Below are 26,396 nucleotides of genomic sequence, written 5' to 3' on the forward strand. Positions count from 1 at the left end.
TCAGGCACGCAATTTATCAATCAGGCCGTTGAGCTCATCGAGCGAGCCAAACTGGATGCTCAGCTCGCCCATTTCTTCGATCTTGCCCATGCGCTTGACGCGTTTTTTAACGCGCACCTCGACTTCGGCCATCAGCAAGTCAGATAACTCCTCTTCCACTCGGCGGATGTCGCGTGACTTTTCTTTCTTGGGTTTTTGGTGCACCAAGTTGAATTCAGCACTGAGCTTCTTGACCAGGCTTTCGGCCTCGCGAACCGACAATTTTTTGGCGGCGATCTGGTTGGCCGCTGTGATTTGGGCCGCTTTGTCCAGTGCCAACAAGGCGCGGGCATGGCCCATGTCCAGGTCGCCCGCCATCAACATGGTCTGCACCGGTTCGGCCAGATTCAGCAGACGCAAAAGATTGCTGGCGGCGCTGCGCGAGCGGCCAACCGCCTGGGCCGCCGCTTCGTGAGTGAGCCCAAACTCTCGCACCAAGCGTTGTAAACCCTGGGCTTCTTCCAGCGGGTTCAGATCTTCGCGCTGGATGTTTTCAATCAGCGCCATGGCTGCAGCCGCTTCATTGGGCACATCGCGCACCAACACAGGAACCACGTTGAGGCCGGCCAATTTGGAGGCTCTGAAGCGCCGCTCACCGGCAATGATTTCGTATTTGCCGGCGTTCGGGCCATCGCTGAGCTGGCGCACCAAAATGGGCTGCATGATGCCCTGGGCCTTGATGGACTCGGCCAATTCGTACAAAGCGCCTTCGTCCATGCGGGTGCGCGGCTGGTAAACACCGGCCACCATCTGGTCCACATTCAACTGGCTGGGCAAGCCGGTTTCAGCATTTGCAACAGCGGCGGGTGCATCAGCGACTTTGGGGCCCAACAGGGCTTCGAGTCCACGGCCCAGGCCTTTGGGTTTTTTGGTGACCATGGTCATTCCTTCAAAAGAGTTTGCAAAAGCGCGTGGCCCTCAGGCCAATCGCCCAGCGATGTTTCTGCGTTGATGTGTCCTGCTTCGCCCAGATCCACCCACTGAGCGGCCCAGTCATGGGCCAGCCCTTGGGCGCGGGCGGCGGTGCAATACGGATCGTTCTGGCTGCCCACCAAGATGCTCTTAAACGGCAAAGGCTGGCGCACGATGGGCGACCAGCCGGGCAATTGTTCTTTCAGTTCAGGGGCTTCCACATCCCCCGGCGCCACCAGCAAAGCGCCGCGCACGCGCCCGACATGACGAGAGAAAGCTGCCCAAGCCGCCACCTGCAGGCAGCCCAGACTGTGAGCAGCCAGCACCAAGGGGCCTGGCGTGTCGACCACCACCTCGTCCAGGCGAGCCAGCCAGTCGCCACGCCTTGGGCGCAGCCAATCGTTTTGCTCGACCACGGCATAGCCATAACGGCGCACCCAATGCATTTGCCAATGCCCGGGTCCACTGCCCTGCCAACCGGGCAAGATCAATACGGTGGCGCTCATGCTCAGAGGGTGGGCGCGCGTTGCACCAGTTCGCGGGCAAATTCGACATAGGCCTGGCTGCCCTTCGCCGATGGGTCAAACACCACGCCGGGCAAGCCATAACTGGGCGCTTCAGCCAAACGCACGTTGCGCGGGATCACGGCGTCAAACACCTTGTCGCCAAAGTGGGCCTTGAGTTGCTCACTCACTTGCATCTGCAACGTGATGCGAGGGTCGAACATGACGCGCAAGAGGCCGATGATCTTGAGGTCCTTGTTCAGATTGGCATGCACCTGCTTGATGGTGTTGACCAGATCGGTCAGCCCTTCCAAAGCAAAGTATTCGCATTGCATCGGCACGATCACGCCGTGGGCCGAACACAGGCCATTGAGGGTCAGCATCGACAGGGATGGCGGGCAGTCGATCAGGACAAAGTCGTAGTCTGCATCGACTGCGGCCAGTGCCATTTTGAGGCGTTGGTCACGGTGTTCCAGATCGACCAGCTCCACCTCGGCACCGGCCAATTCGCGGTTGGCACTGAGCACGTCATAGCCGCACTTGTCGGCTTTCACGGCAGCCTCTTTGATCGAGGCGGACTCGAGCAACACGTCGTACACGCTGAGTTCGAGATTGCGTTTATCGATGCCCGAACCCATGGTGGCATTGCCTTGGGGGTCCAAATCCACCAACAGCACACGCTGACCGACTTTGGCCAAACCAGCGGCCAGGTTGACGGTGGTGGTGGTTTTGCCGACGCCACCCTTTTGGTTGGCAATGCAGAAAATTTTGGCCATGGTGAAACGTCCGGTTTATTTGGAGATGGCCAGCTTGACGCCAAAGCCAATGAGAAAAACGCCCGCCAGCTTTTCCAGCCAGCGTCCAATGCGTGGATTGGCACGCATGCGCTCGGCCAGATGGTGGGTCAACAAGGTCATGCCCAGACCATAAAGAAATGTCAGGCCTGCGATGGTGGCTGCCATCACGCCAAAACTGAGCAAGCCCAGGTGCTGCTTGGGGTCCACGAACAAAGGGAAGAACGCCATGTAAAAAACGATGGCCTTGGGGTTGAGCAAGGTGATGGCCAAGGCCTGCTGGAAATAATGGCGCGGGCGGATGTTGAGCACAGGCGCATCACCGGGCTTGGCCGACAGCATCTTCCAACCCAACCAGGCCAGATAGACGGCGCCCAGCCACTGCACCGCTGCGAATGCCGCAGGATAAGCGGACAAGACCGCCGCCACACCGGCCACGGCCAACCACATCAGCACCTGGTCCCCGGCGATCACCCCCAACGTTGCACCCAAGCCGCCAGCCATGCCACCTTTGCTGGTGGAGGTGATGAGCGCCAGATTGCCCGGTCCGGGTATGGCCAGGAACAAAACAATCGCCGCAACAAACGAACCGTAATCCGAAATACCGAAAAACATGGGCACTCTTTTTGGGGGAATATGGCGAGTGTAAGTGATGGGGTCACAAATCCAGCGTCAAGCAAACCTGTTTCACGTGAAACACATTGATCACACCCCTCGTGATCCAGCGGAAGACACGCCTGTTTTGAGGACATTGCCAGGCAACACGGCCTGACAACCCCGATCAAGCGGCGCAGACGTCCGGACGCATCCAGACCATGCAGCGCTCCACATCCAGGCCTGGCACCGTCAATGGTTCCACGTGAAACACTTTCACATCCTTGGGCAAGGCGTCAATCTCATCTTGGGGGTGCTTGCCCTTCATGGCCATCCAGACGCCACCTTCTGCCAGGGCCGAACGGGACCAGGTCACGAAGTCGGGCAAGGAAGCAAAGGCACGGGAACAAATGACCTGGTAGGGATCGGTCAAGGTTTCCACCCGGGCATGAAGCCCACGCAGGTTGGGCAGCTTCAAGCTCACGGCCACCTGCTGCACAAAAGCGGCCTTTTTGGCCACGGTGTCCACACAGGTCACATTCAATTCAGGCATGCAAATGGCCAATACCACGCCGGGCAAACCGCCGCCCGAACCCACATCCAGCACACGGAGCGGCTGACCTTGGGTGTGCCGTGTCAATGGTGCAATTGCCGTCAAGCTGTCCAGCAGGTGGTGCGTCAGCATCTCCGCCGGATCGCGCACAGCGGTCAAGTTGTACACCTTGGTCCATTTCTGGATCAGGGCCATGTAGTTCAGCAAGCACTGTTGTTGCTCGGCAGACAGCTTCAGGCCCAAGGCCTGAATACCGGCGTTCAGATCTTCGGCCAGGTTCGTGCTCATGCGGACTGGCTTTCTTCGGCTGGGTGCATGAAGCCCTTGAACCCGCCCTTCTTCAGGTGGATCAACAGCAAGGACACGCTGGCAGGCGTGATGCCCGAGATGCGCGAGGCCTGGCCAAGCGTTTCAGGCCGGTGTTTGGCCAATTTCTGACGGGCTTCAATCGACAAGGCGGACACCTGCATGTAATCCAGACTGTCGGGCAAGCGCAGGTGCTCATAAAAAGCAGCACGCTCCACCTCGCCCTTTTGGCGGTCAATGTAGCCGGAATACTTGGCCGCGATCTCAACCTGCTCGATCACCGGAGCACTCAAGTCGCCCAAGGTTTCACGTGAAACATCGGCGCTGGCCATGCGGCCTTCGTCCAAGGACATCAAGGCCTGATAAGTGACGTTTGGACGACGCAACAAGTCAAACAGATTGTGTTCACGCTCAATGGCTTTGCCCAAAACCCGCACCGACTCTTCGGCAGGCAGGTTGCGCGGGCTCACCCAGGTGGACTTGAGGCGCTCTGTTTCACGTGAAACAGCATCACGCTTGCGGCTGAAGGCATCCCAACGCGCGTCATCGACCAAGCCCATCTGACGGCCCACTTCGGTCAAGCGGGCATCGGCATTGTCTTCGCGCAGCTGCAAACGGAACTCGGCTCGGCTGGTGAACATGCGGTATGGCTCGGTCACGCCTTGCGTGACCAGATCGTCGACCAGCACGCCCAGATAGGCCTGGTCGCGTGCGGGCGTCCAGGCCGCTTCACCCCGGCATTGCAGCGCGGCGTTGATGCCCGCAAACAAGCCCTGCGCCGCAGCCTCTTCGTATCCGGTGGTGCCGTTGATCTGACCCGCGAAAAACAAGCCATTGATCTGTCGGGTCTCAAAACTGTTCTTCAGCGCCCGGGGGTCGAAATAGTCGTATTCGATCGCATAGCCGGGACGCAGGATGTGGCAATTTTCCAGGCCCTTCATCGAGCGCACGAGGTCGTACTGGATGTCGAACGGCAGGCTGGTCGAGATGCCGTTGGGGTAATACTCGTTCGTCGTCAAGCCTTCAGGCTCCAGAAAAATCTGGTGACTGTCCTTGTCAGCAAAGCGGTTGATCTTGTCTTCCACACTCGGGCAGTAACGCGGGCCCACGCCCTCGATCTTGCCGGTGAACATGGGGCTGCGGTCAAAACCCGAGCGGATGATCTCGTGCGTGCGTTCGTTGGTGTGGGTGATCCAGCATGGCATCTGCTGCGGGTGCATCTCGGCACGGCCCATGAAGCTGAACACCGGCACGCCATCGTCCGGATTCATGCCGCCTGGCATGCCATCGCCAGGCTGCTCAAAACATTGGCTGAAATCGATGGTTCGGCCATCCAGGCGCGGCGGAGTGCCCGTCTTCAAACGCCCTTGCGGCAACTTCAACTCTTTCAGGCGAGCCGACAAACTGACGGCAGGCGGATCCCCTGCCCGACCGGCCGCATAGTTTTGCAAGCCCACGTGGATCTTGCCGTCCAGGAATGTGCCGGCCGTCAGCACCACGGTGCGCGAACGGAAACGGATGCCCACCTGGGTGACCGCCCCCACCACCCGGTCCCCTTCCACCATCAGATCGTCCACCGCCTGTTGAAACAGCCACAAGTTCGGCTGGTTTTCCAGGATGCGGCGGATGGCTGCTTTGTAGAGGATGCGGTCGGCCTGAGCGCGGGTCGCGCGCACCGCGGGGCCTTTAGAGGAATTGAGGATGCGGAACTGGATGCCACCCTCGTCGGTGGCCAAGGCCATGGCACCGCCCAGCGCATCGACTTCTTTGACCAGGTGACCCTTGCCGATGCCGCCAATGCTGGGGTTGCAGCTCATCTGACCCAGCGTCTCGATGTTGTGCGACAGGAGCAAGGTCTTGCAACCCATGCGCGCAGCGGCCAACGCGGCTTCTGTTCCGGCATGGCCACCGCCGACCACGATCACATCGAATTCTTGAGGGTAAAGCATGAATGTCTGCCTCTGGTCGAGGCCAAAAAATGGGCGCCGCCTGCGCCGTGGGCCGCCCTGCCACGGGATCGGCTGAAGTTGCTTATTTTACAGGCACACCCTGAATCGTCACCATGCTCAGGTCTTCAAGGGCAAAGCACCCGCGGCCTTGACTTCACCCAATGAAAAACTCGTATGCAAGTCCTTCACATTGGGCAAATTGATGAGGACATCCCGGGCAAACTGGCTGAAGGTGTTCAAGTCTTTGCTGACGACCTGCAATTCAAAGGTGCCTGTGCCGCTGATGTAGTGACAGGAAATCACTTCCGGGATCTTGAGAATGGCCTCTTCCAATTGACGCGTCACATCACCGCGATTGCGCTCGGCATCAAGCCGAACGAATGCAAAAACATCCAGCCCGACCTTTTGACGATCGATCTCGGCACGGTACCCTTTGATGACGCCCGACTCCTCCAGTGCGCGAACCCGTCGCCAACATGGCGCCGCCGATAAACCCACGCGCTGGGCAAGTTCAGCATTGGTCAAGCGACCGTCATTTTGAAGTTCATTCAAAATCGCCCAATCAAATTTGTCCAGTGTTTCCATAATTTATCCTTTTGAGCAAGATTCTTTCAAATCATAGGGGAAATCCTGTCGCATAAAGCAAGCACCTGTCGGCTCGCCCGCTCTACACTGATTGCGAATTTCCACTTGCAGGACTCCGCCATGAATGCCCCTTTGCCCGACTCGATTCGCCAAGCTCTTGAGACGGTGACGCTCGACGACAAATACAGCCTGGATGTCGGCCGTGCCTTCATGAGCGGCGTGCAAGCCCTGGTCAAGTTACCCATGCTGCAACGCCAACGCGATGCGCTGCAAGGCAAAAACACCGCGGGCTTCATCAGTGGCTATCGGGGCTCGCCGCTGGGCAATTACGACCAGTCGCTGTGGAAAGCCAAAGACCACCTGAAGGCCCAAAACATCGTCTTCCAGCCGGGCGTGAACGAAGAGCTGGCCGCCACGGCCCTGTGGGGGACACAGCAACTGGGCTTTGCACCACACGGCACCAACAAGTTCGATGGCGTGTTCGGCATCTGGTACGGCAAAGGCCCTGGCGTGGACCGCTGTTCGGACGTGTTCAAGCACGCCAACATGGCGGGCACCACCCCTTGGGGTGGTGTGCTGGCCGTGGCCGGCGACGACCATGTGGCCAAAAGCTCCACTGCGGCGCACCAGAGCGACCACATCTTCAAGGCCTGTGGCCTGCCGGTGTTCTTTCCGGCCAGCGTGCAAGACATCCTCGACCAAGGCCTGCATGCACTGGCCATGAGCCGCTTTGCGGGTATCTGGTCGGGCATGAAAACCATCCAGGAAATTGTCGAATCCAGCGCCACGGCACACATCGACCCTGAACGTGTGCAGATCGTCTTGCCCGAATTCGTGATGCCACCCGGCGGTGTTCACATCCGCTGGCCCGACACGGCCTTGGAACAAGAGGCCCGCTTGTTCGATTACAAGTGGTATGCCGCTTTGGCCTACATCCGCGCCAACCGCCTCAACCACAACGTGATCGCCAGCGCGAACGACCGGTTTGGCCTGATCGCCAGCGGCAAAGCCTACAACGACACGCGTCAAGCCCTGCTGGACTTGGGCTTGGATGACGACCGATGCCGACAATTGGGCATACGTTTACACAAAGTGAACGTGGTTTGGCCCCTGGAAGCCCAAACCACACGTGAATTTGCCACCGGTCTTCGCGAGATTTTGGTCGTTGAAGAAAAACGCCAGGTCATCGAATACCAGCTCAAGGAAGAGCTTTACAACTGGCGCGACGATGTCCGTCCCAACATCCTAGGCAAATTTGACGAAAGCGAAGGCGATGTGTCGGGTGGGGAATGGTCCATTCCCAATCCGAGCGATCGCAAGCTCTTGCGTGCCAATGCCGATTTGACGCCCGCCATCATCGCCAGGGCCATTGCCAAACGGCTGAAAAAACTGGGCATCGACAGCGACACCACTGCATTGATCGACGCGCATCTGGCGGTGCTCGATGGCAAAGAACAACACATGCAGGCTTTGACACTGGGTGCAAGCGCTGATCGTCAGCCCTGGTTCTGCTCAGGTTGCCCGCACAACACCTCCACCAAGGTGCCCGAAGGCTCACGCGCCATGGCGGGCATTGGCTGCCATTTCATGAGCATCTGGATGGACCGCAGCACCATGGGCTTCACCCAAATGGGCGGTGAAGGTGTGCCATGGTCTGGGCAACAACCCTTCAGCACCGATCAGCACATCTTTGCCAACATCGGTGACGGCACCTACTTCCACAGCGGCATCCTGGCGGTGCGCCAAAGCGTGGCTTCGGGTGTCAACATCACCTACAAAATTTTGTACAACGATGCCGTGGCCATGACCGGTGGCCAGCAAGTGGGCGAACGCCCCGAAGGCCACAGCGTGGTGCAAATCGCCATGAGCATGCGGGCAGAAGGTGCTGGGCGCATCGCTGTGGTCACCGACGAACCCGAAAAATACGATGGTGTGGCTTTGGCCGAAGGCGTGCGCGTGTTCCACCGCGACGAACTCGACCGCATCCAGCGCGAAATGCGCGAGATCAAAGGCACCACTGTCATCATTTACGACCAAACCTGCGCCACCGAAAAACGCCGCCGCCGTAAGCGCGGCACCATGGTGGACCCGGCTGTGCGCGTGATGATCAACGAAGAAGTCTGCGAAGGCTGTGGCGACTGCGGTGTGCAATCGAACTGCCTCTCGGTCGAGCCATTGGAGACTGAACTCGGCCGCAAACGCACCATCAACCAAAGCACTTGCAACAAGGACACCAGTTGCCTCAAGGGCTTTTGCCCCAGCTTTGTGACCATCGAAGGGGGTCAGTTCAAGAAAAAGACGGGCAAAGCCACAAGCACGCTGTCGCCCTCAGAATTGGGGGCCCTGCCTGAGCCCACATTGCCCGACACCTCCCATCCTTGGGGCACGGTGGTGGCTGGTGTTGGCGGCACGGGCGTCATCACCATTGGCCAATTGCTGGGCATGGCCGCACACATCGAAGGCAAGGGCATCGTCACACAAGACGCAGCAGGCCTGGCCCAAAAAGGCGGCGCCACCTGGAGCCACATCCTGGTCGCCAATTCTCAAAATGACATACGCACCACACGCGTGAGCATGGCCGCCGCCGATGTGATTTTGGGTTGTGATCCGATCGTGACGGCTTCCAAGGAAACCCTGTTGCGCATGCGCGAAGGCCGCACCCATGTGGCACTCAACAGCAGCAGCACACCTACTGCCGCTTTCGTGAAAAACGGCAATTGGCAGAACCCGGCAGAGCAATGCCTTGCTGAAATTTCCAAGCAAGTGGGCAGCACCGGCGTCAGCGCTTTTGATGCGGATCTGCTGGCCAAACAATTGATGGGAGACACGATTTACGTCAACCCCATGATCTTGGGCTATGCGTGGCAAAAGGGCTGGATACCGATGCACCGTGAATCGCTGATCCGTGCCATCGAACTCAACGAAGTCGCTGTTCAAAACAATCTGACGGCTTTTGAATGGGGCCGACATGCTGCACACCATCTGGATGTGTTGATGCAAAAAATGCAACCTGCACAAACGGTGCACTTCAAAAAACGTGAAACGTTGGACGATTTGGTGCAAAACCGCATGGCGCGGTTGACCGACTACCAAAACAGCGATTACGCTGAGCGTTACCGCGTTTTCGTGGAACGCGTCAAAACGGCAGAAGCGCCCCTGGGAAAAACTTTGTTGAGTGAAACCGTTGCACGCCAGCTTTACAAATTGATGGCCTACAAAGACGAATACGAAGTGGCACGGCTGCACACCCAGTCAGGTTTTCTGAACCGCATTCAGGACAACTTTGAAGGTGACTTCAAAGTCCACTACCACCTGGCTCCGCCCCTTCTGGCCAAACGCAATGCCAAAGGTGAATTGACCAAACAAAAGTTTGGCCCGGCCATGCTGACAGGTTTCAAGTTGCTGTCCAAAATCAAAGGTCTGCGAGGTACCCCATTGGATATTTTGGGACACACAGAAGAAAGAAAAACCGAACGTGCGTTGATCAATGAATACCTGCAGCATGTTGAAGGCGCGCTGCAAGGACTCAATGCGCAGACCCATGCCCATGCGGTGGACGTGGCGCGTGTGCCAGAAAACATCAAGGGCTTTGGTCACGTCAAGGAACGCAACATCCAGGCTGCACGCAGTCTGTGGACATCGCTGAGCAAAGCCTGAAAAACAAAGGCCACCTTGCGGTGGCCTTTGGTGATGGATTCGATTCAACCACAAGGTGAATCGAATGAAAGATCATCGTGCGTCGGGCAATTCGATCTTGACTTCCAGAACTTCCAGGTTGTCCTGGCGTTCCAGATTGACCTTGATGTCGTCCTGATTGATCTTGATGTATTTGCTGATCACGGCGACCAACTCACGTTGCAAGTCAGGCAGGTAATCTGGCTCGGCTGCATTGCGACCACTGCGCTCATGCGCCAAGATGATCTGCAAACGTTCTTTGGCCACATTGGCGGTTTTCTTCTTTTCGCCCAGCAGGAAGGAAAGAAAGGACATGGTTTATTTGCCTCCGAAAAGACGTTTCAGGAAACCAGGTTTTTCGGCTTCGGTGAAACGCATCGGCTTGTCTTCACCCAAGAAACGATCAATCACATCTTTGTAGGCTTCAGACACATCACTGTTGGCCATGTGGATCGCAGGCGTGCCCTGGTTCGAAGCTTGCAAAACATTTTCGCTCTCGGGGATTACACCCAGCAGCTTGATGCGCAAGATGTCCTGGATGTCTTGCAAAGACAACATCTGACCGTCTTCCACGCGATTGGGGTTGTAGCGGGTGATGAGCAAATGCTCTTTGATCGGCTCCAAACCTTCAATGGCACGTTTGGTCTTGCTGCCCAACATGCCCAAAATGCGGTCTGAATCACGCACCGAAGATACTTCAGGATTGGTCACGACCAAGGCTTCGTCGGCAAAATGCATGGCCATCAAAGCACCCGTTTCGATACCGGCAGGGGAATCGCACACGATGTATTCAAAACCCATGTCGCTCAAATCGTTGAGCACTTTTGCAACGCCTTCTTGCGACAAGGCTTCCTTGTCACGGGTTTGAGAGGCCGCCAGCACAAACAAGTTGCTGCACTGCTTGTCTTTGATCAGGGCTTGGTTCAAATTGGCCTCACCCTGAATCACGTTGATCAGGTCGTACACCACACGGCGTTCGCAACCCATGATCAAGTCCAGGTTGCGCAGACCCACATCAAAGTCGATCACAGCTGTTTTAAAGCCTTTCAAAGCCAAGCCGGTGGCGAAACTGGCGCTGGTCGTGGTTTTGCCAACGCCGCCTTTGCCGGAAGTCACTACGACGATTTTTGCCATGGGGTTTTCTTTCTAGGACAGAGATAAAAGCGGATTCAGGATATCAGAGGCGAAATCAATAATTTGTCGCCATCAGGGCCTGATTGCAAACAAACCTGTGCGGGCAAGCCAGCAACCTCAGCAGGTAAAGGATTTTCGCTGGTGCGGTACACACCTGCAATTGAAATCAATTCGGGCGACATCGAATGGGCAAAGATCATAGCGTTGGTGTTACCGCGCGCGCCGGCAATCGCTTTACCACGCAAACTGCTGTAAATATGGATAGATCCATCGGCAATGACTTCAGCACCAGGATTGACCACTGCCAAAACCACCAGATCGCGGCCCTTGGCATAAACCTGCTGACCAGAGCGAAGCGGCTTATCAATCACCATCGCACCCAAAATGGGGGATGCCACTGGCGCAATCATCTCAGGTGTTGGTCTTGAAGGCTCAGCAATGGGCACAGAACGGCGTATGCGGGCATCTGAGGCATCAACCAACCCCATTCCTTGTGCAATAAGCAATAGCTCGTTGCTTGCCCCTTTGATGGCCAAGGGAACCAAGTCATGTTGACGAAGGGCTGATAAAAGTTTTGCCAAATCAAATTCAGAAGCTGGTAAATCTGAAGGCAGTAAAGAGACATCAATGACAACAGGATCGTGATTAAAGAACCCGGGGCTATCAGACAGTTGCTGACTCAAAGCGGCTGAAACGGCATCAATGCTGGCTGTCCTGAGCAACAAAGCAACCAATGGCAAATCAGCGCTTTTGATGTCGTAACACAGTGAGGAAGGAGCGTCTGAATCGAAGGCCATGGTGCCGAGATGGGGGGAAAAGATGCAAATCTTACCAGCGCACTTGTTATTTGTTAGTTTTCTATAGATTTAGATTTTAAATTAGTAGTAGTAGGTAAGGCGATCCCGTACTTGTGGACAAGCCAATTTTTCCTATTAATAACAAACACTTAGCGTGTTTGAGTGCTTGTGCGTCACTCTGGTTTTGCAAAAGCAAGCGGACATGAACAACTTCTGAAAAGTCCATGCATCTGTGGATAACTGATGCTTTGCTCTTTTCTTATCCACAGCTTTATGCAACAACCATCTCAACTCCCAATGAGCCATTGGATGATGCCTTTGGCCACAAAACCCAACATGCCAAAAGCCAGACCCAGAAAAATGACAAAGGTGCCAAATTTTCCAGCTTTGGATTCCCAGGCCAGTTGTCCAATGATGAACAACATGTAGAGCATGAAGGCACCGACGCCAATCGTCAACCCAAACCAGGCGAACTGTTCTTCAGTGAATCCCCACATCAGTGCTCACCTTGTCCTGACATGCGTTCTTCAAGACCGGAAACATCGATCAGCTGTCGGTAAGCGTGCCAACTGGCGTGACCCAGCATTGGGATGACCAAGATGAGGCCCAGGAACAGTGAAAAAATACCCAGCAAGCAAAACCCCATGATGAGCAAGGCCCAAAAAGCCATCTGCAGCGGGTGGGTCAGTACGGTTTTCCAGCTGGTCAAGACAGCTTGTAAGACACTCACTTGGCGGTCCAGCAACAAAGGCATGGAAATCACGCTCGAAGCAAAAACCGGAGCCGCCATCAAACCCCCCAAGCCGAGCCAAAATTCGAACAAGAAATGGTTGGGACTGAGCACGACGTGGTGCACAAAATCCATGGGCGTGTGAATGGGTGTTGGCGCCAGCAAGGTGATCAAAGCCGCAGACGTGATCACCCAGCCGACAGCGGCCAATGCCAAAAGCAAGCCAAAACGGATCAGACTCCAATAGCTGTCTGGCTGATGGCGCAAGCGCAAATGCCATTGGGTCCAGGTATTGACCAGCAACTGGAAATCAACAACCTCTCCCCGCTCCATGGCCCGACTCATGGCGTACAGACTTGTGGCCAATACAGGTGCAATCACCAAAAACCCGGACAAACAACCTGCCAACAACCAAAATTGATCGTGTGCCACCCAAGTGATGATGAAGCCCCACAGGCTGATGAGCAAGCCGTGCAAGGTGCTCAGCCACGGAGATCGTGCGAAATCCTTGAAGCCCAGTGCCAACCATTGCAAAGGTTGGTCAAAGACGATGGGCAAGACGGGCGGCAAAAAGACAGTCGAACTGTCTTGACGTTTGGATGGGGTTGGTGGCTCGAGCATTCGCCGAGCTTAATGGTCATGGCTGTGCTTGAATTTGATGCAAGTCAAGACAAAAAGGCAGCCCGTAGGGCTGCCTTGGCAAAGATACACAAGTATTGATCAGTGTTGACGGTGTGAGGCCTTGCGCATGCCATGCATGAATCGCAAGCTTTCGCTGTCAAACACTTTCTTTTGCTCGGCATTCAGAACCCCGTAGAAAAGCTTGGTCGCTTCTGCATGCTTTTGCATTTGCACGTCCATTTTGGCCCGATGTGCCTGCATTTGCTCAAGGCGCTCGGGGGTGCTCATTTTCTCAAACGCGGCGCGATCAGGCCTTGCAGGTGTTTGAACAGTGGGCTGCATCGCTTGTGTGAAGGTGAGCCAGGCGGCTTCTTGATCGGGTTGCAATTTCAACTGCGTTTTCAGATCGGTCAGATGCTGGGCATGTCGCTGCGACATGTGTTCATGCATCCTGGCCATGTGCTCGCTGCCAGCAGCAGGGCGCATTTGAGCAAAACTCAAAGTGGACAAACCTGCCAGCAAAGACGCGGTAATCAAGGTGTTGCGAATCAATTTCATGGAAAACATCCTTTCAGTGATGGGATGTCTCCAGTGTGCTGTGGCCATGTGTCTGGCCTGTTCCTTGTTTGCAGTGCCACTGTAAAGTTCGGCAAACAAGCCGCATCGTTCATTGACCCAAACGGCCAGCCTGAAAGTCTTCCACTGCTTGCATCAATTCTTCGCGGGTGTTCATGACAAAGGGCCCGTACTGCGCGATGGGTTCGTGCAAAGGTTGACCCGAGATCAGCAAGGCGCGCGTGCCCGCCTGAGCCTGCAGTACCACGCCGTCACCACCATGGCTCAAAATGGCCATGCGCTGAAGGGGTACGGTGTCAGCGCCCTGATGGCTTTGCACAGCGAGCGATCCACGGTAAACATAAACAAAAGCGTTGTGGCTGACCGGGATGTTTTGCGAGAACGTTTGGTCTGCGCTGAAATGGATGTCCAAATAAAGCGGATCGGTCGGATAGTCTTTTGCAGGTCTGTGCATGGCGCCTTGCACGCCATGGCTTTGGCCTGAGATCACACGCACCAAAACGCCACCCTCGGTGTGCACTTCAGGGATGCTTTCGCTTTGGATGTCGCGGTACCAGGGGGTGCACATCTTTTGATGCGAGGGCAGGTTCAGCCAAAGCTGAAAACCTTCCATCAAGCCTTCTTCCTGTTCGGGCATTTCGCTGTGCACCAGACCACGGCCTGCCGTCATCCATTGCACGCCGCCGTTTTGCAGCAAACCTTCATGGCCTGCGCTGTCACGGTGCCGCATGCGGCCGGCGATCATGTAGGTGACGGTTTCAAAGCCGCGGTGCGGATGGTCGGGGAAACCGGCACCGTAATCCTTGGGGTCGTTGCTGCCAAATTGGTCAAGCATCAGGAAAGGATCCAGGCGTTGCTGCAATTCACCCGTGAGCACACGGGTCAAACGCACACCTGCACCGTCGCGTGTGGCACGACCGGCAACCAAGGCTTCCACGGTACGTGGATTTTGAACGGGGGCAAAAGAAGTCATGCCCCGGATGATGCCGCAAAAACAATCCCCGCTGCATGCGGGGATTGTGGTTCAGACCTTGCGGTTTTTGCAGGTGTTGATGCCCAGCAAGCTGTAAGGCGGGCACCAGCCGATCAAGCCCGTGGCCAGAGGCACAAGGCCTATCCAGCCCCATACGCCGACTTGTCCCGTTGCAGCCAATCCGATCAGGACCAAACCGATCACGATGCGCAAAATGCGCTCGATACCGCCAATGTTTGTGGTCATGAGAACTCCTTTGGGTTGTGAAATCAGGCCGCGACGCGGTAGCCTTCTTCGGCAATGGCTTGTGCCAAGGCTTCGCGTGTTGTGTCGGAATCCACTTCAACTTTGTTGTGTGTGCGGTCGATCACGATTTTGGCCTGCGCATCCACAGCCAGCAAAGCCTTGGTCACGGCTTTTTCGCAGTGGCCACACGTCATGCCCTCAACGGTGAAAATTTGGTTCATGATGTCCCTTTCAGAGAAACCCTCATGGGGTTGCTCAAAGCATAGTTCAAAAATCAACGCCTGACATGACACACATCAATCCACAAACCGAAACCATTGACATCGGCATTGGCGGTATGACCTGTGCATCATGTGTGGCGCGTGTTGAAAAGGCTTTGAACAAAATGCCCGGCGTCGAATCGGCCACCGTGAACCTGGCTACGGAATCGGCACGCATCGTTGTGCAATCTGCGCAGGTCACCGATGCCCGATTGAGACGGGCCATACGCGATGCAGGTTATGAACCCTTGACGCCAGAAGCGGGAGAAATGGCCGATCAAGCTTCGGACTGGGCCGGTTTTGCGCCCGTGGGGTTCGGTTTGTTGTTGTCGGCACCACTGGTCTTGCCCATGTTGGGCGACTTGTGGGGTCAGCATTGGATGCTGCCTTCGTGGCTGCAATTTGCCTTGGCCACACCGGTGCAATTCGTCCTGGGTGCCCGCTTTTACAAAGCCGGTTGGCATGCCCTCAAGGCGTTGACTGGCAACATGGATTTGCTCGTGTCTCTGGGCACCACAGCGGGTTGGTTGCTTTCGGTTTGGCTCTGGTTCAATGCGCACGAAGGCCATGCACCGCATTTGTACTTTGAAGGCTCGGCCGTCGTCATCACCCTGGTCTTGCTTGGCAAATGGCTCGAAGCGCGTGCCAAACGCCAAACCACCGAAGCCATCCGAGCGCTGCACGCTTTGCGCCCCGACAAGGCCCACTGGATCAGCGACGAAGGCGAGGTGGATGTGCCTGTGGCCGAAATTCTGGTGGGCGACTTGGTGGCGGTGCGGCCCGGTGAGCGCTTTCCTCTGGACGGCGAACTCGTCGAAGGGCAAACCCAAGTGGACGAATCCATGTTGACCGGTGAGCCCTTGCCTGTGAGCAAAAGCATGGGCGCCGCCCTGACCGGTGGCGCCATCAATGGCGATGGTCGTGTGCTGATGCGCGTCACGGCGGTCGGTCACGAAACCGTGCTCTCGCGCATCATCCGGCTGGTGGAAGACGCGCAAGCGGCCAAGGCACCCATCCAGCGGCTGGTGGACAAGGTGGCTGAAATTTTTGTGCCCGTGGTGCTGGTGGTGGCTTTGTTGACCTTGGCCGTGTGGCTGTTCATGGGTGCGAGTTTTGAAACGGCGCTTATCCATGCTGTGGCCGTTTTGGTGATCGCTTGCCCCTGCGCCTTGGGCTTGGCCACACCCGTGGCCATCATGGCGGGCACGGGCGTGGCGGCCAAGCACGGCATCTTGATCAAGGACGCTCAGGCGCTGGAAATGGCGCACCGCGTGCAAACCGTGGCCTTTGACAAGACCGGCACCCTCACGGTGGGGCAGCCGCGTTTGATCCAGCATTTGGCGGCCCCCGGCCACGATGCCACGACCGCGTTGGCTTGGGCCGCCAGCGTGCAAAGCGGCAGCGAACACCCTCTGGCCCGAGCCGTGCTCAAAGCCGCACAGGCGCAAGGGGTGACAACAAGCACACCGCAAGACCTGAGCGCTGTGCCCGGGCGCGGCGTGCAAGCGCAGGTGGATGGCAGGCAACTGCTGCTCGGCAGTTTGCGCTGGTTGCAGCAAGAAGGCATGGACAGCGCTATGTGGGCCGAAGACGTGAAGGCTTTGCAATCGCAAGGGGCCACCTTGTCGGCGCTCGCCGAACGCGGCCCAGACGGCGTGCAAGGCGTCTTGCTCATGGCCTTTGGCGACGAGCCCAAGGCTGGGGCTTTGGAGGCGCTGGCTGCACTGCGTGAACGTGGCCTGAAGTTGGTGATGATTTCGGGCGATAACCAGGCCGCGGCCGAAACCATGGCCCGCCGCTTGGGCCTGCGCCCGGAAGACGGCGAAGTGCTGGCCGATGTCTTGCCCGGTGACAAGGCCGCGCAGGTGCAAAAGCTGCGCGAGGGCGGTCGCATCGTGGCCATGGTGGGCGATGGCGTGAACGACGCCCCCGCCCTGGCCGCTGCGGATGTGGGCATGGCCATGGGCAATGGCACCGATGTGGCCATGCACGCGGCGGGCATCACGCTCATGCGCGGCGAGGTGGCCCTGGTCGGGGCCGCGCTCGACATTTCGGCGCGCACCGTCGCCAAGATCCGGCAAAACCTGTTCTGGGCTTTTGCCTACAACGTGGCCGGCATTCCGCTGGCCGCGATGGGCTACCTCAACCCGGTGATCGCGGGTGGCGCCATGGCGCTCAGCTCGGTCAGCGTGATGAGCAATGCCCTGCTGCTCAAACGCTGGAAGCCCGATTGAAGGCCTGGACCCCGGGTCTACGCCCGGGGTGACTGATTTCATGGGTGAGGCGCAGTCTCGTGGCGGGCTGACCTCACATTTCTTGACGTACGTCACGGCAGACAGGCTTGCAAACCATCACACTGAGATTCGTTGAATTGGAGAACAGAGCGATGAAAAAACACAGCAGTTTGCAGGTCATCCGTGACGAACACGCCTCTTTGGCTGCCATGTTGCAGTCCATGCGCATGATGGTCGAGCGCGGTCCCAGCGATGACCGTCGCAATTTTTTTGATGTGGTGCGTGCGATGTTGTTTTACATCGACGAGTTCCCTGAGCGCTTGCATCACCCCAAAGAATCAAACCTGCTGTTTCCCAAGGTGGTCAAGGCATCGCCCAAAGTGATGGGTGCTGTCGACAAGCTGGAGCGTGACCACATGTACAGCGAAAAAGCCGCACGCGATTTGCAACACTTGCTGCTGTCTTGGGAGCTGCTGGGTTCAAGCCGCCGTCAGGCGTTTGAAGATGCGTTCAAGAATTACGTGGACTTCTATCTGGCGCACATGCATCTGGAAGAAACCGTGATCTTGCCTGAGGCCGAGCGCTGCCTGAGCGAGGCAGACTGGGCGTTGCTGGACCAGGCGTTTGCCGAAAACGCCGACCCGCTCACGGGCCACTATCCACCTGCACAGGCTTACGAGAAACTTTTCAGACTGATCGTGACCCGTGCGCCCTCGCCGATTGGCTTGGGCTGAACCACCTTTACCGAGCCGACAAGCCCGGCTTCATGCAAGGCTGGTCGGACTCGATGTTCAGTGCGCGTTCGGTGTGTGGTGGTGCGTGCGGTCCTTGAACCAGGAGACATACAACACTGGCAAAACCAGCAAGGTCAACAGCGTCGCAGTGAACAAGCCCCCGATCACCACGATGGCCAGTGGGCGTTGTGTTTCCGAGCCGATGTCGTGGCTCATGGCCATGGGCAAGAGGCCCAGCGCCGCCAGCATGGCCGTCATCAACACGGTGCGCAGGCGCTGAAGCGCACCTTCCTTGACCGCTTCCAGCACCGTGTGACCGGCATTGCGCAATTGCTGGAACACGGACAACATCACCACCCCGTTGAGCACAGCCTGCCCTGACAACGCTATGAAGCCAATCGCGGCCGAAACCGACAAGGGGATGTTGAAAATCCACAAGGCGACAAAGCCACCGATCAAGGCCAAGGGCACATTGATCAGAATCAGCGCGGCGCTCTTGAACGAACTGAACGCATCGAACAGCAACACAAAGATCAACAGCAATGAGATCGGCACCACCACGCTCAGGCGTTGCATGGCACGCTCCTGGTTCTCGAATTCACCCGACCAATTGACCACGTAATTGGCCGGGATCTTCACGTTTTTCTGCACACGTTGTTTCATGTCGGCGACGACAGAGCCCATGTCACGGCCCTTGATGAAGATGCCAATGGCCATGGTGCGGCGGCCTGATTCACGCGCGATGTTCATCGCGCCGCCGGTTTGCTCGATCTTGCTCACCGCGCCCAAGCTGACATAACCACCATCCGGTTTGGGGATGGGAATCGACGCCAACTCGGAAATGTTGCGTCGCTCTTGTGGCAAACGCACGGCCACATCAAAGCGGCGCTCACCGTCCCACAAAGTGGTGGCCGCTTTGCCCGCCAAGGCCGCTTCGATCACATCTTGCACATCACCCACGTTCAGGCCATAACGAGCCGCTTGTTCACGCTGGATGTTGATCAGCAACTGCGGCAATTCGCCCTGACGGTCGATCTCGGCACGGCTGACCCCTTTGACTTGCTTGATCTCGCGCTCAATGGCCTCCGCAGTTTGCTTGAGCGTGGCCAGGTCATCGCCTGCGATCTTGATCACGATTTGGCCATCAATTTGAGAAATGGATTCCAGCACGTTGTCACGAATGGGTTGCGAAAACGTCGGCTCCATGCCCGGCAAAGCCGACACCGCATGGTCCATTTCTTCGATCAGTTTTTCGCGTGTCAGACCCTTGCGCCATTGCTCTGGCGGCTTCAGGTCCACAAAGACCTCGGCCATGCTGATGGTTTTGGGGTCTGTGCCGTCTTCGGGCTGACCCGCTTTGGACACGGTGGTGCGCACTTCGGGCACAGACCGCAAGGTTTTGCGGATGTCACTCAAAATGCGCGTGGCCTCCGCGTTGGCCACGCTGGCGGGCAAGCGCACATTCACCCAAATCGTGCCTTCATTGAGCTCGGGCAAAAACTCCGAGCCCAGACGCGAGGCGGCCGCCATGGCCATGGCAAAGCAGGCGATGGCGATGCCCACCACCTGACGGCGATGGCCCAAGGCCCAGTTCAAAGCGGGCTTGTAAAGTTGTTTGGACTTGGCGACAACGCGGTTGTCATGGTGTGGCAATTTCTTGCGCAACATCCAGTAAGCCAGCAAAGGCACGAGGGTCAGAGAAAAAATCAGCGCACCAATCAAGGCAGCCGTGACCGACAAGGCCATGGGCTGGAAGATGCGGCCTTCGTGGCGTTGCAAGGCAAAAATCGGGATGTGCGCGGCGATGATGATCAGCATCGAAAACAAGGTGGGTCGTCCGACCTCGTTGGTTGCTTCGGTGATCAGGGTCTTGCGCTCTTTCTCGTTCATGCCCTCACCGCGCTCGGCCAGTCGGTGCATGATGTTTTCAATCACGATCACCGCGCCGTCCACGATGATGCCGAAGTCCATCGCACCCAGGCTCAGCAAGTTCGCTGGCACGCCCATGATCTTCAAACCCATGAAGGTGGCCAGCAAGGCCAGCGGGATCACCGCCACCACGGCCAGGCTGGCGCGCAGATTGGACAGGAAGATGTAGAGCACCAATGAGACCAGCAGGGCTCCTTCCACCAGGTTTTTGAAGACCGTGGTCAGCGTTTTGTCCATCAGCCAGGCGCGGTCGTAATACGGTGCAATCTCGACACCTTGCGGCAAGCCACGTGTGTTGAGTTCCTTGATTTTTTCTTTCACGCCCTTGAGCACCACGCTGGGGTTTTCGCCTTTGCGCATGACCACGATGCCGGTGACGATGTCGTTGTCTTCGTCTTGCCCCACGGTGCCCAAGCGGGGCACGGCACCGATCTTGACCTGCGCCACATCGCGCACCAAGATGGGGGTGTTGTTGCGCGTGGCAACGACCACTTGGCCTATTTCTTCCGACGAGCGCAACAAGCCAATGCCGCGAATGGCGAATTGCTGCAGGCCCTGTGCCACATAGCTGCCACCGGCATTGGCGTTGCCTCGGCCCAAGGCGTCGAGCAAGTTCTGAAAGGTCAACTTGTGGGCGCGCAGCTTTTCCAGGTCGGGCTGCACTTCGTATTGCTTGATGAAGCCGCCCATGGCCACCACGTCGGCCACGCCGGGGACCTGTCGCAAGCCGCGCTCGACCACCCAGTCTTGCAGGGTGCGCAGCTCGGTGGTGGTTTGTCCATCGCCGCGCAAACGGTAGCGCATGACCTCGCCCACTGGCGTTGCGTTGGGGGCAATGTTGGCCTCGACGCCTGGCGGCAAATCCAGTCCGCGAAGACGCTCGTTGACCTGTTGGCGAACCGTGTTCACCTCGGCGTTGTCGTTGTAGGTGACCACGGTGAACGACAGCCCAAACTGGGTGTGGGAGAACACGCGGATCGAATTGGGCAAGCCGGCCAGGGCGACTTCGATCGGCAAGGTCACCTGCTTTTCCACCTCTTCGGCGGCACGGCCGGGGTACAGGGCAATCACCGTCACTTGCGTGTCGGTCACATCCGGAAAGGCTTCAACCGACAGGTTCTTGAAGGCGAAGACGCTCGACATCACAAACAACAGCGTGCCCAGCACGATGAACAGCGGCTGGTTCAGCGCGTAGTGGATGAGTTTTTTCATGGCTTGCCTGGTTCCGCTGCGTGAGCCGCTTCTTGTGCGAGTCGCAACTCGCGGGCCAGCAGCAAGCCGTTTTGGCTGACCACTTGTTCGCCCTCTTTCAGTCCGGCGCTGAGCAAGACGCGTTGCGCGCCCGCGTAGGAAACTTTCACATCACGGGGCTCAAAAACGCCCGCCTGGCTTTGCACAAATACAAAATGCTGGTTGCCTCGCAAGAACACCGCCGAAGCGGGCACCTCGATGTTGCTGCCCACTTGGCGTTGGTAGTGCACTTGGGCCAGCATTTCATTTTTGAGCAGGCGTTCGGGGTTGGCCACCTTGGCGCGTATTTTGATGGTGCGGGTGTTCGGATCAATCTGGTCGGTGACCGCCGTGATGGTCGCTTCGAAAGTCTGTTCGGCCAAAGACGGCACCTGCAGCTTGACCTTGGCGCCAAGGCGAAGGCTTGCGGCATCGGCTTCCTGGGCGTCAATGTTCACCCATAGCACGCGGGGGTCAGACACCACAAACAGCGGGGCCCCCGAATTGTCGGTGCGCACTTCCTGGCCGGGGTTGAGGTTGCGCTCCACCACCACACCGGATACATCGCTGCGCACGCCCAACTGCTGGTTGACACCTGTGCTGCTGCCATACAGGCTGGTGCGCGCTTGTGCGCGGGCCAGTTCGGATTGCGCACGAGCGGCTTCGGCCTCGGCTTGCTCCAGGTCTTTGCGGGCCACCACACCGGCATCGAAAAGTTCCCGTTGGCGTTGCAAAGCGAGCTTGGCCAATTGGGCATCGGCCTGAGCGCGTGATGTATCGGCTTGCGCAGCACCAAACTCGGGCGAGGCCAGCTCAGCCAGCACCTGACCTGCCGTGACCGATTGACCGATGTCGGCGCTGATGCGTGTCACGCGGCCCGTGAAAGCCGGAAAGATGCGTTGTGTTCGCTCTTCGTTCCAGACCAACTTGGCGGGCAACTCGATGTGAATGCCTTGGGCCTGTGTGGCGGGGGTGCTCACCAACAGGGCCAACTGGGGATGCCCAGCCGGGTAGCGCAACTGTTGGTTCTGAATGATGGGCATGGGCGCAGCGGCCATCGGTTCGGACTTTTCTTGGCAGGCGGCCAACAAAGCCAGGGCGGCGATGCTCAAGACGGCGATTGGGGTGTGCAGGTTTTTCAAGGGCTGGTCTCGCTCGGGAATTCAAAGAGGTTCAATGGGCGCGGCCTGGCATGGCCAAGCGCAATTGCCAAGCGCCCAAGGCTTTGGCGTGCGCGTTGCGTGCGGCCAAAGCTTCGAGTTGGGTGGTCTTGAGGGTGCGGCGGGCGTCCAGCAAATCGGTCAGCGCCAAGCCGCCTTTGTTGTAGGCCGTCTCGGCTTGCGCGGCCACCTGGGTGGCTTGTATCAGGATGCTGCTTTCGAATATTTGCAAGCGTTGTGCACTGATTTGACGCGCTTGCACCAGCGCGCCCAGATCTGCGTGCGCTTGCAGCAAGGTTTTTTGCAGCAGGGCCTGGCTTTGTTCTTCTTGTGCCAAAGCGCGGGCAATGTCGCCGTCAAAGCGCTGCCAGCCGTTCAAGGGCATGGAGATGCGCAAAGCCATCAAGCGGGTGGATGTTCCCGGAAAATGGTCAAAGCTGGTGCCTATGCTGGGGTCGGCTTGGCGCAAAGCTTGTGCCGATTGCAAGGCCGTTTGTGCTGCGGCCAGGCGTTCGCGGGCAGCGATGACATCGGGGCGTTGCTCGATCAGCGTCTCCAGCAGGGCATCGGCTTGTGCGGTGTCGGCGGTGCTGGCAGGCCATTCGCCTTGCACCTGCCAGCCACCCCTTGGCACGGCCAAGCCTGTGAATTGCGACAGGGCCCAGACCGCCTGTTGGCGGTCCAGCGCGGCACTTTGTTCTTCGGCGCGGCTGCGTTCGGCTTCAATTTGAATGCGCGCTGCGTCCTGTGCCGATAAATCGCCAGCCTTCAGCCGCAACTGCGCGCTGTGCGCCAGTTGCTTGGCGCTTTGGCTGATAGCTTGGACAGCCTGCAAGCGTTGCTGTGCCGCCAACAAGTCATAAAAAGCCGCTTGGGCGTTGATTTGTTGAAGCAGCAAGACCTCTTGGCTGTCGGCTTGGGCCGCTTTGGCGCTGTGCGCTGCCGTTTCGGTGCGCAAGGCCCGTTTGTTGCCGCGCTCCCATGTCCAGTCCAGTCCCAGGGATTTGTCGATGCGTTTTTGGGACCAAAAAGAACCGCTGCCATTGCCGTTTTGCAAATCAATGGAAGCGACGCCGGCCGACAAAGTGGGCGCGGGCGCCCGGTCTGCGCTGAGCACTTCGGCGCGAGCGGCGTTCACGGCGCGCTGTGCGGCCAGCACCTCGGGGCTTTGCCGGGCCGCCTGCAGCACCTCTTGGAGGCCCAAGACCGAAGACGCGGGCGCGGGCGTACCCAAAGATGGCGCAGCCGTCGGGCTGATCGCGTCGGCGGCCAGAACCCAGGGGCTCAAACCCAAGGCCACCAGGCCACTCCAAAGAAACAAGTGTCGTATGCTCATTGCTCCTTTATCAGTGAACTGGCCTGACCAATACCTGACTTCGGGACTTGTTTTGTGGAGACTAAGGGTTCATGCGTATCTTGTTGGTGGAAGACGATCCGGTGCTGCAGGCGGTCATGCTGCGCAGTCTGGCCGATGCCGGGCATCGCGTGGATGGGGCGGGTGACTACGCGACAGCGCAGCACTTGTGGCACGTGCAAAGCTATGACGCCGTTTTGCTGGATCTGAACTTGCCCCTGAACGAGCGCCGCTACGCCGAGATGGTCAGCGGTTTGTCCTTGTTGCGTGAACGCAGGTCCAAAGGCGACAAGACCCCCGTGCTGGTGCTCACCGCCCGCAACCGCACCGATGAACGCATTGCGGGACTGGACGCGGGCGCTGACGACTATCTGGGCAAGCCCTTTGAGCTGGCCGAAGTGGAGGCCCGTTTGCGTGCCCTGGTGCGCCGCAGTCAGGGGGCCGATGAGCAGACCCAAGTGGGGCAGCTGGTGCTCGACCGCAAAGCACGGCGGATTTTGATTCAGGGCCAGGAGCTGACCTTGCCTGCGCGTGAGCTGGAGGTGCTGTGGGAGCTGATGAGCCCACCCGGCCGCACGGTGAGCAAAAAAGACCTGTCCAACAAGCTCTCGGACTTTGAAGAAGCGCTGGCCGACAACGCGCTGGAAGCCTTCATTTCGCGTTTGCGCAAAAAACTGGCGCAATCGGGCGCATCGATTCGCACCTTGCGTGGCTTGGGCTATTTGATGGAAGAGCAGCGCTCATGAGGCGCGTTTCCACCTCTTTGCGTGCGCGCTTGTTGCGCCACGTGATCTTGCCGCTGGCCTTGACATGGCTGGTGGGCGCCATGCTGGCCTTGGCGGTGGCGCGTTATTTCACGCAGCAGGCGTTTGACCGCGCCCTGCTTGACGATGCTTATGCGGTGGCCAGCCATGTGCGCCATGCCGAAGACGGTGGCTTGACGCTGGGCCTGAGCTCGGTCGAGATGGGCAATTTGCTCTTTGACCAGAACGAAAACCTTTACTTTGCGGTCTACCAGGACGATGGCCGTTTGCTGGCCGGTCATGCGGGTTTGCAGTTGCCGGTCGGTGCCCGCACGGTCGTGACGCCATTTTTCACCGAAACCCCGTTCCAGAACCGCAGCTTGCGTGCGGTGGTGCTGGAACGCAGCAAGCCCGCCAATTTCACCGTGGTGGTGGCGCAAACCACACGGGTGCAGGACCGCTTGTTTCAACGCTTGTTGTTTTTCTCGCTGGTGCCTCAGTTGTTGCTGCTGATCTGGCTGGCCTGGTGGTTGCGCCGCGCCATTCAGAAAGATGTGCAACCCCTGATGGACTTGGAGCGCGCGGTGGCGCAGCGCGATGTGCGGGACCTCACGCCGCTCACGATTTCCACCCGCACATTGGACGTGCAAAAACTTGGCGAGTCCATCAACGCCCTGCTCACGCGCATTGAGCAAAGCGTGCGCGGTCAAAAAGAGTTTGCGGGCAATGTGGCGCACGAGTTGCGCACGCCCTTGTCGGGCATCCGGGCCTTGGCGGAGTACGGCCTGACCCAATCCGACCCGCAGGTTTGGCGTGAGCAACTGCGCAGCATCGCGCAAAGCCAGGAAAGAGCCAGCCACTTGATCGACCAGTTGCTGGCCTTGGCTTTGGCGCAAGAAGCCCAGCAGGTTTTGCAGCCCCAGCCCCTGGCTTTGGACGAGGTGGTGCGCGACAGCCTGATGCGCCATTTGCACCGGGCTGATGCCTTGGGTGTCGATCTGGGCGTGGACTTTGAAGAAGGCCTGGATTTGCCGCTGTTCATCTCGGCCCAACGCGCCTTGCTCGAAGGGGCGCTGGACAATTTGATCGACAACGCCCTGCGCTATGGCGAGCCCACGGACGGGGCCGACCGGCACGTGACGGTGGCCGTCTCTCAGCCAGAGCCGGGCGCGGTGTGCTTGTCGGTCATCGACAACGGCCCGGGCATCACCGAGGCGCAGCGCGAGCGTCTTTTGCGGCGCTGGGCCCAAGGCAGCACGGGCGAAGCGCTCAAACAAGGCTCGGGCCTGGGCCTGGCCATCGTGGCCGAGTACGCCCGCATCATGGGCGCGCAGCTGTCGATGGTCAGCCCCGCCAGCCAAGGCCAGGGCTTCAAAGTCAGCTTGCGCTTTGCGCTTCAGCCCAGCGCTGGGTAGTCCAGGTAACCGGCATCGCCGCCGCCGTACAAGGTGGCGCGGTCCAGCGTGTTGAAGGGGCCACCTTGCTTTAAGCGCGCACCCAAGTCGGGGTTGGCGATGAAGGGGCGACCGAAAGCGATCAGGTCTGCGCCTTCGGCCAAGGACTGTTCGGCCAGCGGCAGGTCGTAACCGTTGTTGACCATCCAGGCTGCTTGCCCGCCGCTTTGGCGGTAAGCGTTTTTCAGCGCTGCGTAATCGAAAGGCGCAGGGCCTTGCTGGTGGTCGCGCGGGCCACCGGTCGAGCCTTCGATGATGTGCACATAGGCCAGGCCCAGCGGGGCCAGTTGCCGGGCCACATGCTCGAACAA

24 protein-coding genes and 1 pseudogene are annotated in these 26,396 nt (G+C 58.3%); 5 read left to right on the top strand and 20 right to left on the bottom strand.

Features of this window, described 5'->3' with window-relative positions:
* From Q1W40_RS05165 to Q1W40_RS05195, 7 genes are all read right to left on the bottom strand, one after another.
* The gene (locus Q1W40_RS05165; RefSeq protein ID WP_300709602.1) at positions 1 to 918 is read right to left on the bottom strand and encodes a ParB/RepB/Spo0J family partition protein; all 918 of its coding nucleotides are present in this window, start codon (positions 916 to 918) and stop codon (positions 1 to 3) included.
* Positions 919 to 920: 2 nt separating this feature from the next.
* Complete coding sequence (locus tag Q1W40_RS05170; RefSeq protein ID WP_300709604.1) at positions 921 to 1,457, bottom strand: alpha/beta hydrolase; 537 nt, start codon at positions 1,455 to 1,457, stop codon at positions 921 to 923.
* 2 nt (positions 1,458 to 1,459) lie between these two features.
* Positions 1,460 to 2,230, bottom strand: coding sequence for an AAA family ATPase (locus Q1W40_RS05175; protein ID WP_300709606.1), 771 nt, complete (start codon positions 2,228 to 2,230; stop codon positions 1,460 to 1,462).
* Positions 2,231 to 2,245: 15 nt separating this feature from the next.
* Positions 2,246 to 2,863, bottom strand: coding sequence for a LysE family transporter (locus Q1W40_RS05180; RefSeq protein ID WP_300709608.1), 618 nt, complete (start codon positions 2,861 to 2,863; stop codon positions 2,246 to 2,248).
* A 166-nt stretch (positions 2,864 to 3,029) separates the two neighbouring features.
* Positions 3,030 to 3,683 carry a 16S rRNA (guanine(527)-N(7))-methyltransferase RsmG gene (gene rsmG, locus Q1W40_RS05185; RefSeq protein ID WP_300709610.1) on the bottom strand — a complete coding sequence of 218 codons (654 nt, stop codon included), beginning with the start codon at positions 3,681 to 3,683 and terminating at the stop codon, positions 3,030 to 3,032.
* On the bottom strand, positions 3,680 to 5,650 hold the full coding sequence (mnmG, locus tag Q1W40_RS05190) for a tRNA uridine-5-carboxymethylaminomethyl(34) synthesis enzyme MnmG (protein WP_300709612.1): 1,971 nt from the start codon (positions 5,648 to 5,650) through the stop codon (positions 3,680 to 3,682). The genes rsmG and mnmG overlap by 4 nt, the downstream gene beginning before the upstream one ends.
* Before the next feature lie 117 nt (positions 5,651 to 5,767).
* The gene (locus Q1W40_RS05195; RefSeq protein WP_108323561.1) at positions 5,768 to 6,235 is read right to left on the bottom strand and encodes an Lrp/AsnC family transcriptional regulator; all 468 of its coding nucleotides are present in this window, start codon (positions 6,233 to 6,235) and stop codon (positions 5,768 to 5,770) included.
* Between the two features lie 120 nt (positions 6,236 to 6,355).
* Here Q1W40_RS05195 and Q1W40_RS05200 point away from each other — a divergent pair, with 120 nt between their 5' ends.
* Positions 6,356 to 9,892: an indolepyruvate ferredoxin oxidoreductase family protein gene (locus Q1W40_RS05200; protein ID WP_300709617.1), complete on the top strand. Its 3,537-nt coding sequence runs from the start codon at positions 6,356 to 6,358 to the stop codon at positions 9,890 to 9,892.
* Between the two features lie 72 nt (positions 9,893 to 9,964).
* Here the strand turns inward: Q1W40_RS05200 and minE are convergent, their stop codons facing one another.
* From minE to Q1W40_RS05245, 9 genes are all read right to left on the bottom strand, one after another.
* Positions 9,965 to 10,225 carry a cell division topological specificity factor MinE gene (gene minE, locus Q1W40_RS05205; RefSeq protein ID WP_108323565.1) on the bottom strand — a complete coding sequence of 87 codons (261 nt, stop codon included), beginning with the start codon at positions 10,223 to 10,225 and terminating at the stop codon, positions 9,965 to 9,967.
* Positions 10,226 to 10,228: 3 nt separating this feature from the next.
* Positions 10,229 to 11,044 carry a septum site-determining protein MinD gene (minD, locus tag Q1W40_RS05210; RefSeq protein ID WP_300709620.1) on the bottom strand — a complete coding sequence of 272 codons (816 nt, stop codon included), beginning with the start codon at positions 11,042 to 11,044 and terminating at the stop codon, positions 10,229 to 10,231.
* 35 nt (positions 11,045 to 11,079) lie between these two features.
* Positions 11,080 to 11,841 (bottom strand): septum site-determining protein MinC, encoded by a 762-nt coding sequence (gene minC, locus Q1W40_RS05215; RefSeq protein ID WP_300709622.1) that lies wholly within the window; start codon positions 11,839 to 11,841, stop codon positions 11,080 to 11,082.
* A gap of 287 nt (positions 11,842 to 12,128) precedes the next feature.
* Positions 12,129 to 12,338 carry a DUF2788 domain-containing protein gene (locus tag Q1W40_RS05220; RefSeq protein WP_199222256.1) on the bottom strand — a complete coding sequence of 70 codons (210 nt, stop codon included), beginning with the start codon at positions 12,336 to 12,338 and terminating at the stop codon, positions 12,129 to 12,131.
* Positions 12,338 to 13,192 (bottom strand): DUF2189 domain-containing protein, encoded by an 855-nt coding sequence (locus Q1W40_RS05225; protein WP_300709625.1) that lies wholly within the window; start codon positions 13,190 to 13,192, stop codon positions 12,338 to 12,340. The genes Q1W40_RS05220 and Q1W40_RS05225 overlap by 1 nt, the downstream gene beginning before the upstream one ends.
* A gap of 99 nt (positions 13,193 to 13,291) precedes the next feature.
* Complete coding sequence (locus tag Q1W40_RS05230; RefSeq protein WP_300709627.1) at positions 13,292 to 13,750, bottom strand: Spy/CpxP family protein refolding chaperone; 459 nt, start codon at positions 13,748 to 13,750, stop codon at positions 13,292 to 13,294.
* A 109-nt stretch (positions 13,751 to 13,859) separates the two neighbouring features.
* Entirely contained in the window at positions 13,860 to 14,741 is an 882-nt protein-coding gene (locus Q1W40_RS05235) for a pirin family protein (RefSeq protein WP_300709629.1), read from the bottom strand.
* A 51-nt stretch (positions 14,742 to 14,792) separates the two neighbouring features.
* Positions 14,793 to 14,987: a DUF2892 domain-containing protein gene (locus tag Q1W40_RS05240; protein ID WP_300709631.1), complete on the bottom strand. Its 195-nt coding sequence runs from the start codon at positions 14,985 to 14,987 to the stop codon at positions 14,793 to 14,795.
* 23 nt (positions 14,988 to 15,010) lie between these two features.
* Positions 15,011 to 15,208: a cation transporter gene (locus Q1W40_RS05245; protein ID WP_300709633.1), complete on the bottom strand. Its 198-nt coding sequence runs from the start codon at positions 15,206 to 15,208 to the stop codon at positions 15,011 to 15,013.
* Between the two features lie 65 nt (positions 15,209 to 15,273).
* Between Q1W40_RS05245 and Q1W40_RS05250 the strand changes: the two genes are divergently transcribed.
* Both Q1W40_RS05250 and Q1W40_RS05255 read left to right on the top strand, forming a co-directional pair.
* Positions 15,274 to 17,481, top strand: a complete 2,208-nt coding sequence (locus Q1W40_RS05250; protein ID WP_300709635.1) for a heavy metal translocating P-type ATPase — start codon at positions 15,274 to 15,276, stop codon at positions 17,479 to 17,481.
* A gap of 152 nt (positions 17,482 to 17,633) precedes the next feature.
* Positions 17,634 to 18,215: a hemerythrin domain-containing protein gene (locus Q1W40_RS05255; RefSeq protein WP_300709637.1), complete on the top strand. Its 582-nt coding sequence runs from the start codon at positions 17,634 to 17,636 to the stop codon at positions 18,213 to 18,215.
* A gap of 57 nt (positions 18,216 to 18,272) precedes the next feature.
* Here the strand turns inward: Q1W40_RS05255 and Q1W40_RS05260 are convergent, their stop codons facing one another.
* The 3 genes from Q1W40_RS05260 to Q1W40_RS05270 are packed head-to-tail and all read right to left on the bottom strand — an operon-like array spanning position 18,273 to position 23,870.
* Entirely contained in the window at positions 18,273 to 21,356 is a 3,084-nt protein-coding gene (locus Q1W40_RS05260) for a CusA/CzcA family heavy metal efflux RND transporter (protein ID WP_300709639.1), read from the bottom strand.
* Complete coding sequence (locus Q1W40_RS05265; protein ID WP_300709640.1) at positions 21,353 to 22,516, bottom strand: efflux RND transporter periplasmic adaptor subunit; 1,164 nt, start codon at positions 22,514 to 22,516, stop codon at positions 21,353 to 21,355. Before Q1W40_RS05265 ends, Q1W40_RS05260 begins: the two co-directional genes overlap by 4 nt.
* A gap of 31 nt (positions 22,517 to 22,547) precedes the next feature.
* On the bottom strand, positions 22,548 to 23,870 hold the full coding sequence (locus Q1W40_RS05270; protein WP_300709642.1) for a TolC family protein: 1,323 nt from the start codon (positions 23,868 to 23,870) through the stop codon (positions 22,548 to 22,550).
* A 71-nt stretch (positions 23,871 to 23,941) separates the two neighbouring features.
* Here Q1W40_RS05270 and Q1W40_RS05275 point away from each other — a divergent pair, with 71 nt between their 5' ends.
* Together Q1W40_RS05275 and Q1W40_RS05280 are read left to right on the top strand one after the other, a co-directional pair.
* Complete coding sequence (locus tag Q1W40_RS05275; RefSeq protein ID WP_300709644.1) at positions 23,942 to 24,634, top strand: response regulator transcription factor; 693 nt, start codon at positions 23,942 to 23,944, stop codon at positions 24,632 to 24,634.
* Positions 24,631 to 26,046, top strand: a complete 1,416-nt coding sequence (locus tag Q1W40_RS05280; RefSeq protein ID WP_300709646.1) for a sensor histidine kinase — start codon at positions 24,631 to 24,633, stop codon at positions 26,044 to 26,046. Before Q1W40_RS05275 ends, Q1W40_RS05280 begins: the two co-directional genes overlap by 4 nt.
* Here Q1W40_RS05280 and Q1W40_RS05285 read toward each other — a convergent pair.
* A pseudogene (locus Q1W40_RS05285) lies at positions 26,028 to 26,396 on the bottom strand (alkene reductase); the annotation flags it as partial. The gene Q1W40_RS05280 and the pseudogene Q1W40_RS05285 overlap by 19 nt on opposite strands.

It is taken from the genome of Limnohabitans sp., assembly GCF_030158565.1.
GTDB lineage: Bacteria > Pseudomonadota > Gammaproteobacteria > Burkholderiales > Burkholderiaceae_C > Limnohabitans_A.

What these genes read in the sequence shown, in the direction of transcription:
- Q1W40_RS05270 (WP_300709642.1), bottom strand. Translation starts at nt 23,870, where the DNA reads ATGAGCATACGACACTTGTTTCTTTGGAGTGGCCTGGTGGCCTTGGGT.
- minC (WP_300709622.1), bottom strand. Translation starts at nt 11,841, where the DNA reads ATGGCCTTCGATTCAGACGCTCCTTCCTCACTGTGTTACGACATCAAA.
- Q1W40_RS05230 (WP_300709627.1), bottom strand. Translation starts at nt 13,750, where the DNA reads ATGAAATTGATTCGCAACACCTTGATTACCGCGTCTTTGCTGGCAGGT.
- minD (WP_300709620.1), bottom strand. Translation starts at nt 11,044, where the DNA reads ATGGCAAAAATCGTCGTAGTGACTTCCGGCAAAGGCGGCGTTGGCAAA.
- Q1W40_RS05195 (WP_108323561.1), bottom strand. Translation starts at nt 6,235, where the DNA reads ATGGAAACACTGGACAAATTTGATTGGGCGATTTTGAATGAACTTCAA.
- Q1W40_RS05175 (WP_300709606.1), bottom strand. Translation starts at nt 2,230, where the DNA reads ATGGCCAAAATTTTCTGCATTGCCAACCAAAAGGGTGGCGTCGGCAAA.
- Q1W40_RS05220 (WP_199222256.1), bottom strand. Translation starts at nt 12,338, where the DNA reads ATGTGGGGATTCACTGAAGAACAGTTCGCCTGGTTTGGGTTGACGATT.
- Q1W40_RS05240 (WP_300709631.1), bottom strand. Translation starts at nt 14,987, where the DNA reads ATGACCACAAACATTGGCGGTATCGAGCGCATTTTGCGCATCGTGATC.
- Q1W40_RS05280 (WP_300709646.1), top strand. Translation starts at nt 24,631, where the DNA reads ATGAGGCGCGTTTCCACCTCTTTGCGTGCGCGCTTGTTGCGCCACGTG.
- mnmG (WP_300709612.1), bottom strand. Translation starts at nt 5,650, where the DNA reads ATGCTTTACCCTCAAGAATTCGATGTGATCGTGGTCGGCGGTGGCCAT.
- Q1W40_RS05275 (WP_300709644.1), top strand. Translation starts at nt 23,942, where the DNA reads ATGCGTATCTTGTTGGTGGAAGACGATCCGGTGCTGCAGGCGGTCATG.
- Q1W40_RS05165 (WP_300709602.1), bottom strand. Translation starts at nt 918, where the DNA reads ATGGTCACCAAAAAACCCAAAGGCCTGGGCCGTGGACTCGAAGCCCTG.
- Q1W40_RS05200 (WP_300709617.1), top strand. Translation starts at nt 6,356, where the DNA reads ATGAATGCCCCTTTGCCCGACTCGATTCGCCAAGCTCTTGAGACGGTG.
- Q1W40_RS05260 (WP_300709639.1), bottom strand. Translation starts at nt 21,356, where the DNA reads ATGAAAAAACTCATCCACTACGCGCTGAACCAGCCGCTGTTCATCGTG.
- Q1W40_RS05225 (WP_300709625.1), bottom strand. Translation starts at nt 13,192, where the DNA reads ATGCTCGAGCCACCAACCCCATCCAAACGTCAAGACAGTTCGACTGTC.
- minE (WP_108323565.1), bottom strand. Translation starts at nt 10,225, where the DNA reads ATGTCCTTTCTTTCCTTCCTGCTGGGCGAAAAGAAGAAAACCGCCAAT.
- Q1W40_RS05245 (WP_300709633.1), bottom strand. Translation starts at nt 15,208, where the DNA reads ATGAACCAAATTTTCACCGTTGAGGGCATGACGTGTGGCCACTGCGAA.
- Q1W40_RS05235 (WP_300709629.1), bottom strand. Translation starts at nt 14,741, where the DNA reads ATGACTTCTTTTGCCCCCGTTCAAAATCCACGTACCGTGGAAGCCTTG.
- Q1W40_RS05255 (WP_300709637.1), top strand. Translation starts at nt 17,634, where the DNA reads ATGAAAAAACACAGCAGTTTGCAGGTCATCCGTGACGAACACGCCTCT.
- Q1W40_RS05170 (WP_300709604.1), bottom strand. Translation starts at nt 1,457, where the DNA reads ATGAGCGCCACCGTATTGATCTTGCCCGGTTGGCAGGGCAGTGGACCC.
- Q1W40_RS05250 (WP_300709635.1), top strand. Translation starts at nt 15,274, where the DNA reads ATGACACACATCAATCCACAAACCGAAACCATTGACATCGGCATTGGC.
- rsmG (WP_300709610.1), bottom strand. Translation starts at nt 3,683, where the DNA reads ATGAGCACGAACCTGGCCGAAGATCTGAACGCCGGTATTCAGGCCTTG.
- Q1W40_RS05180 (WP_300709608.1), bottom strand. Translation starts at nt 2,863, where the DNA reads ATGTTTTTCGGTATTTCGGATTACGGTTCGTTTGTTGCGGCGATTGTT.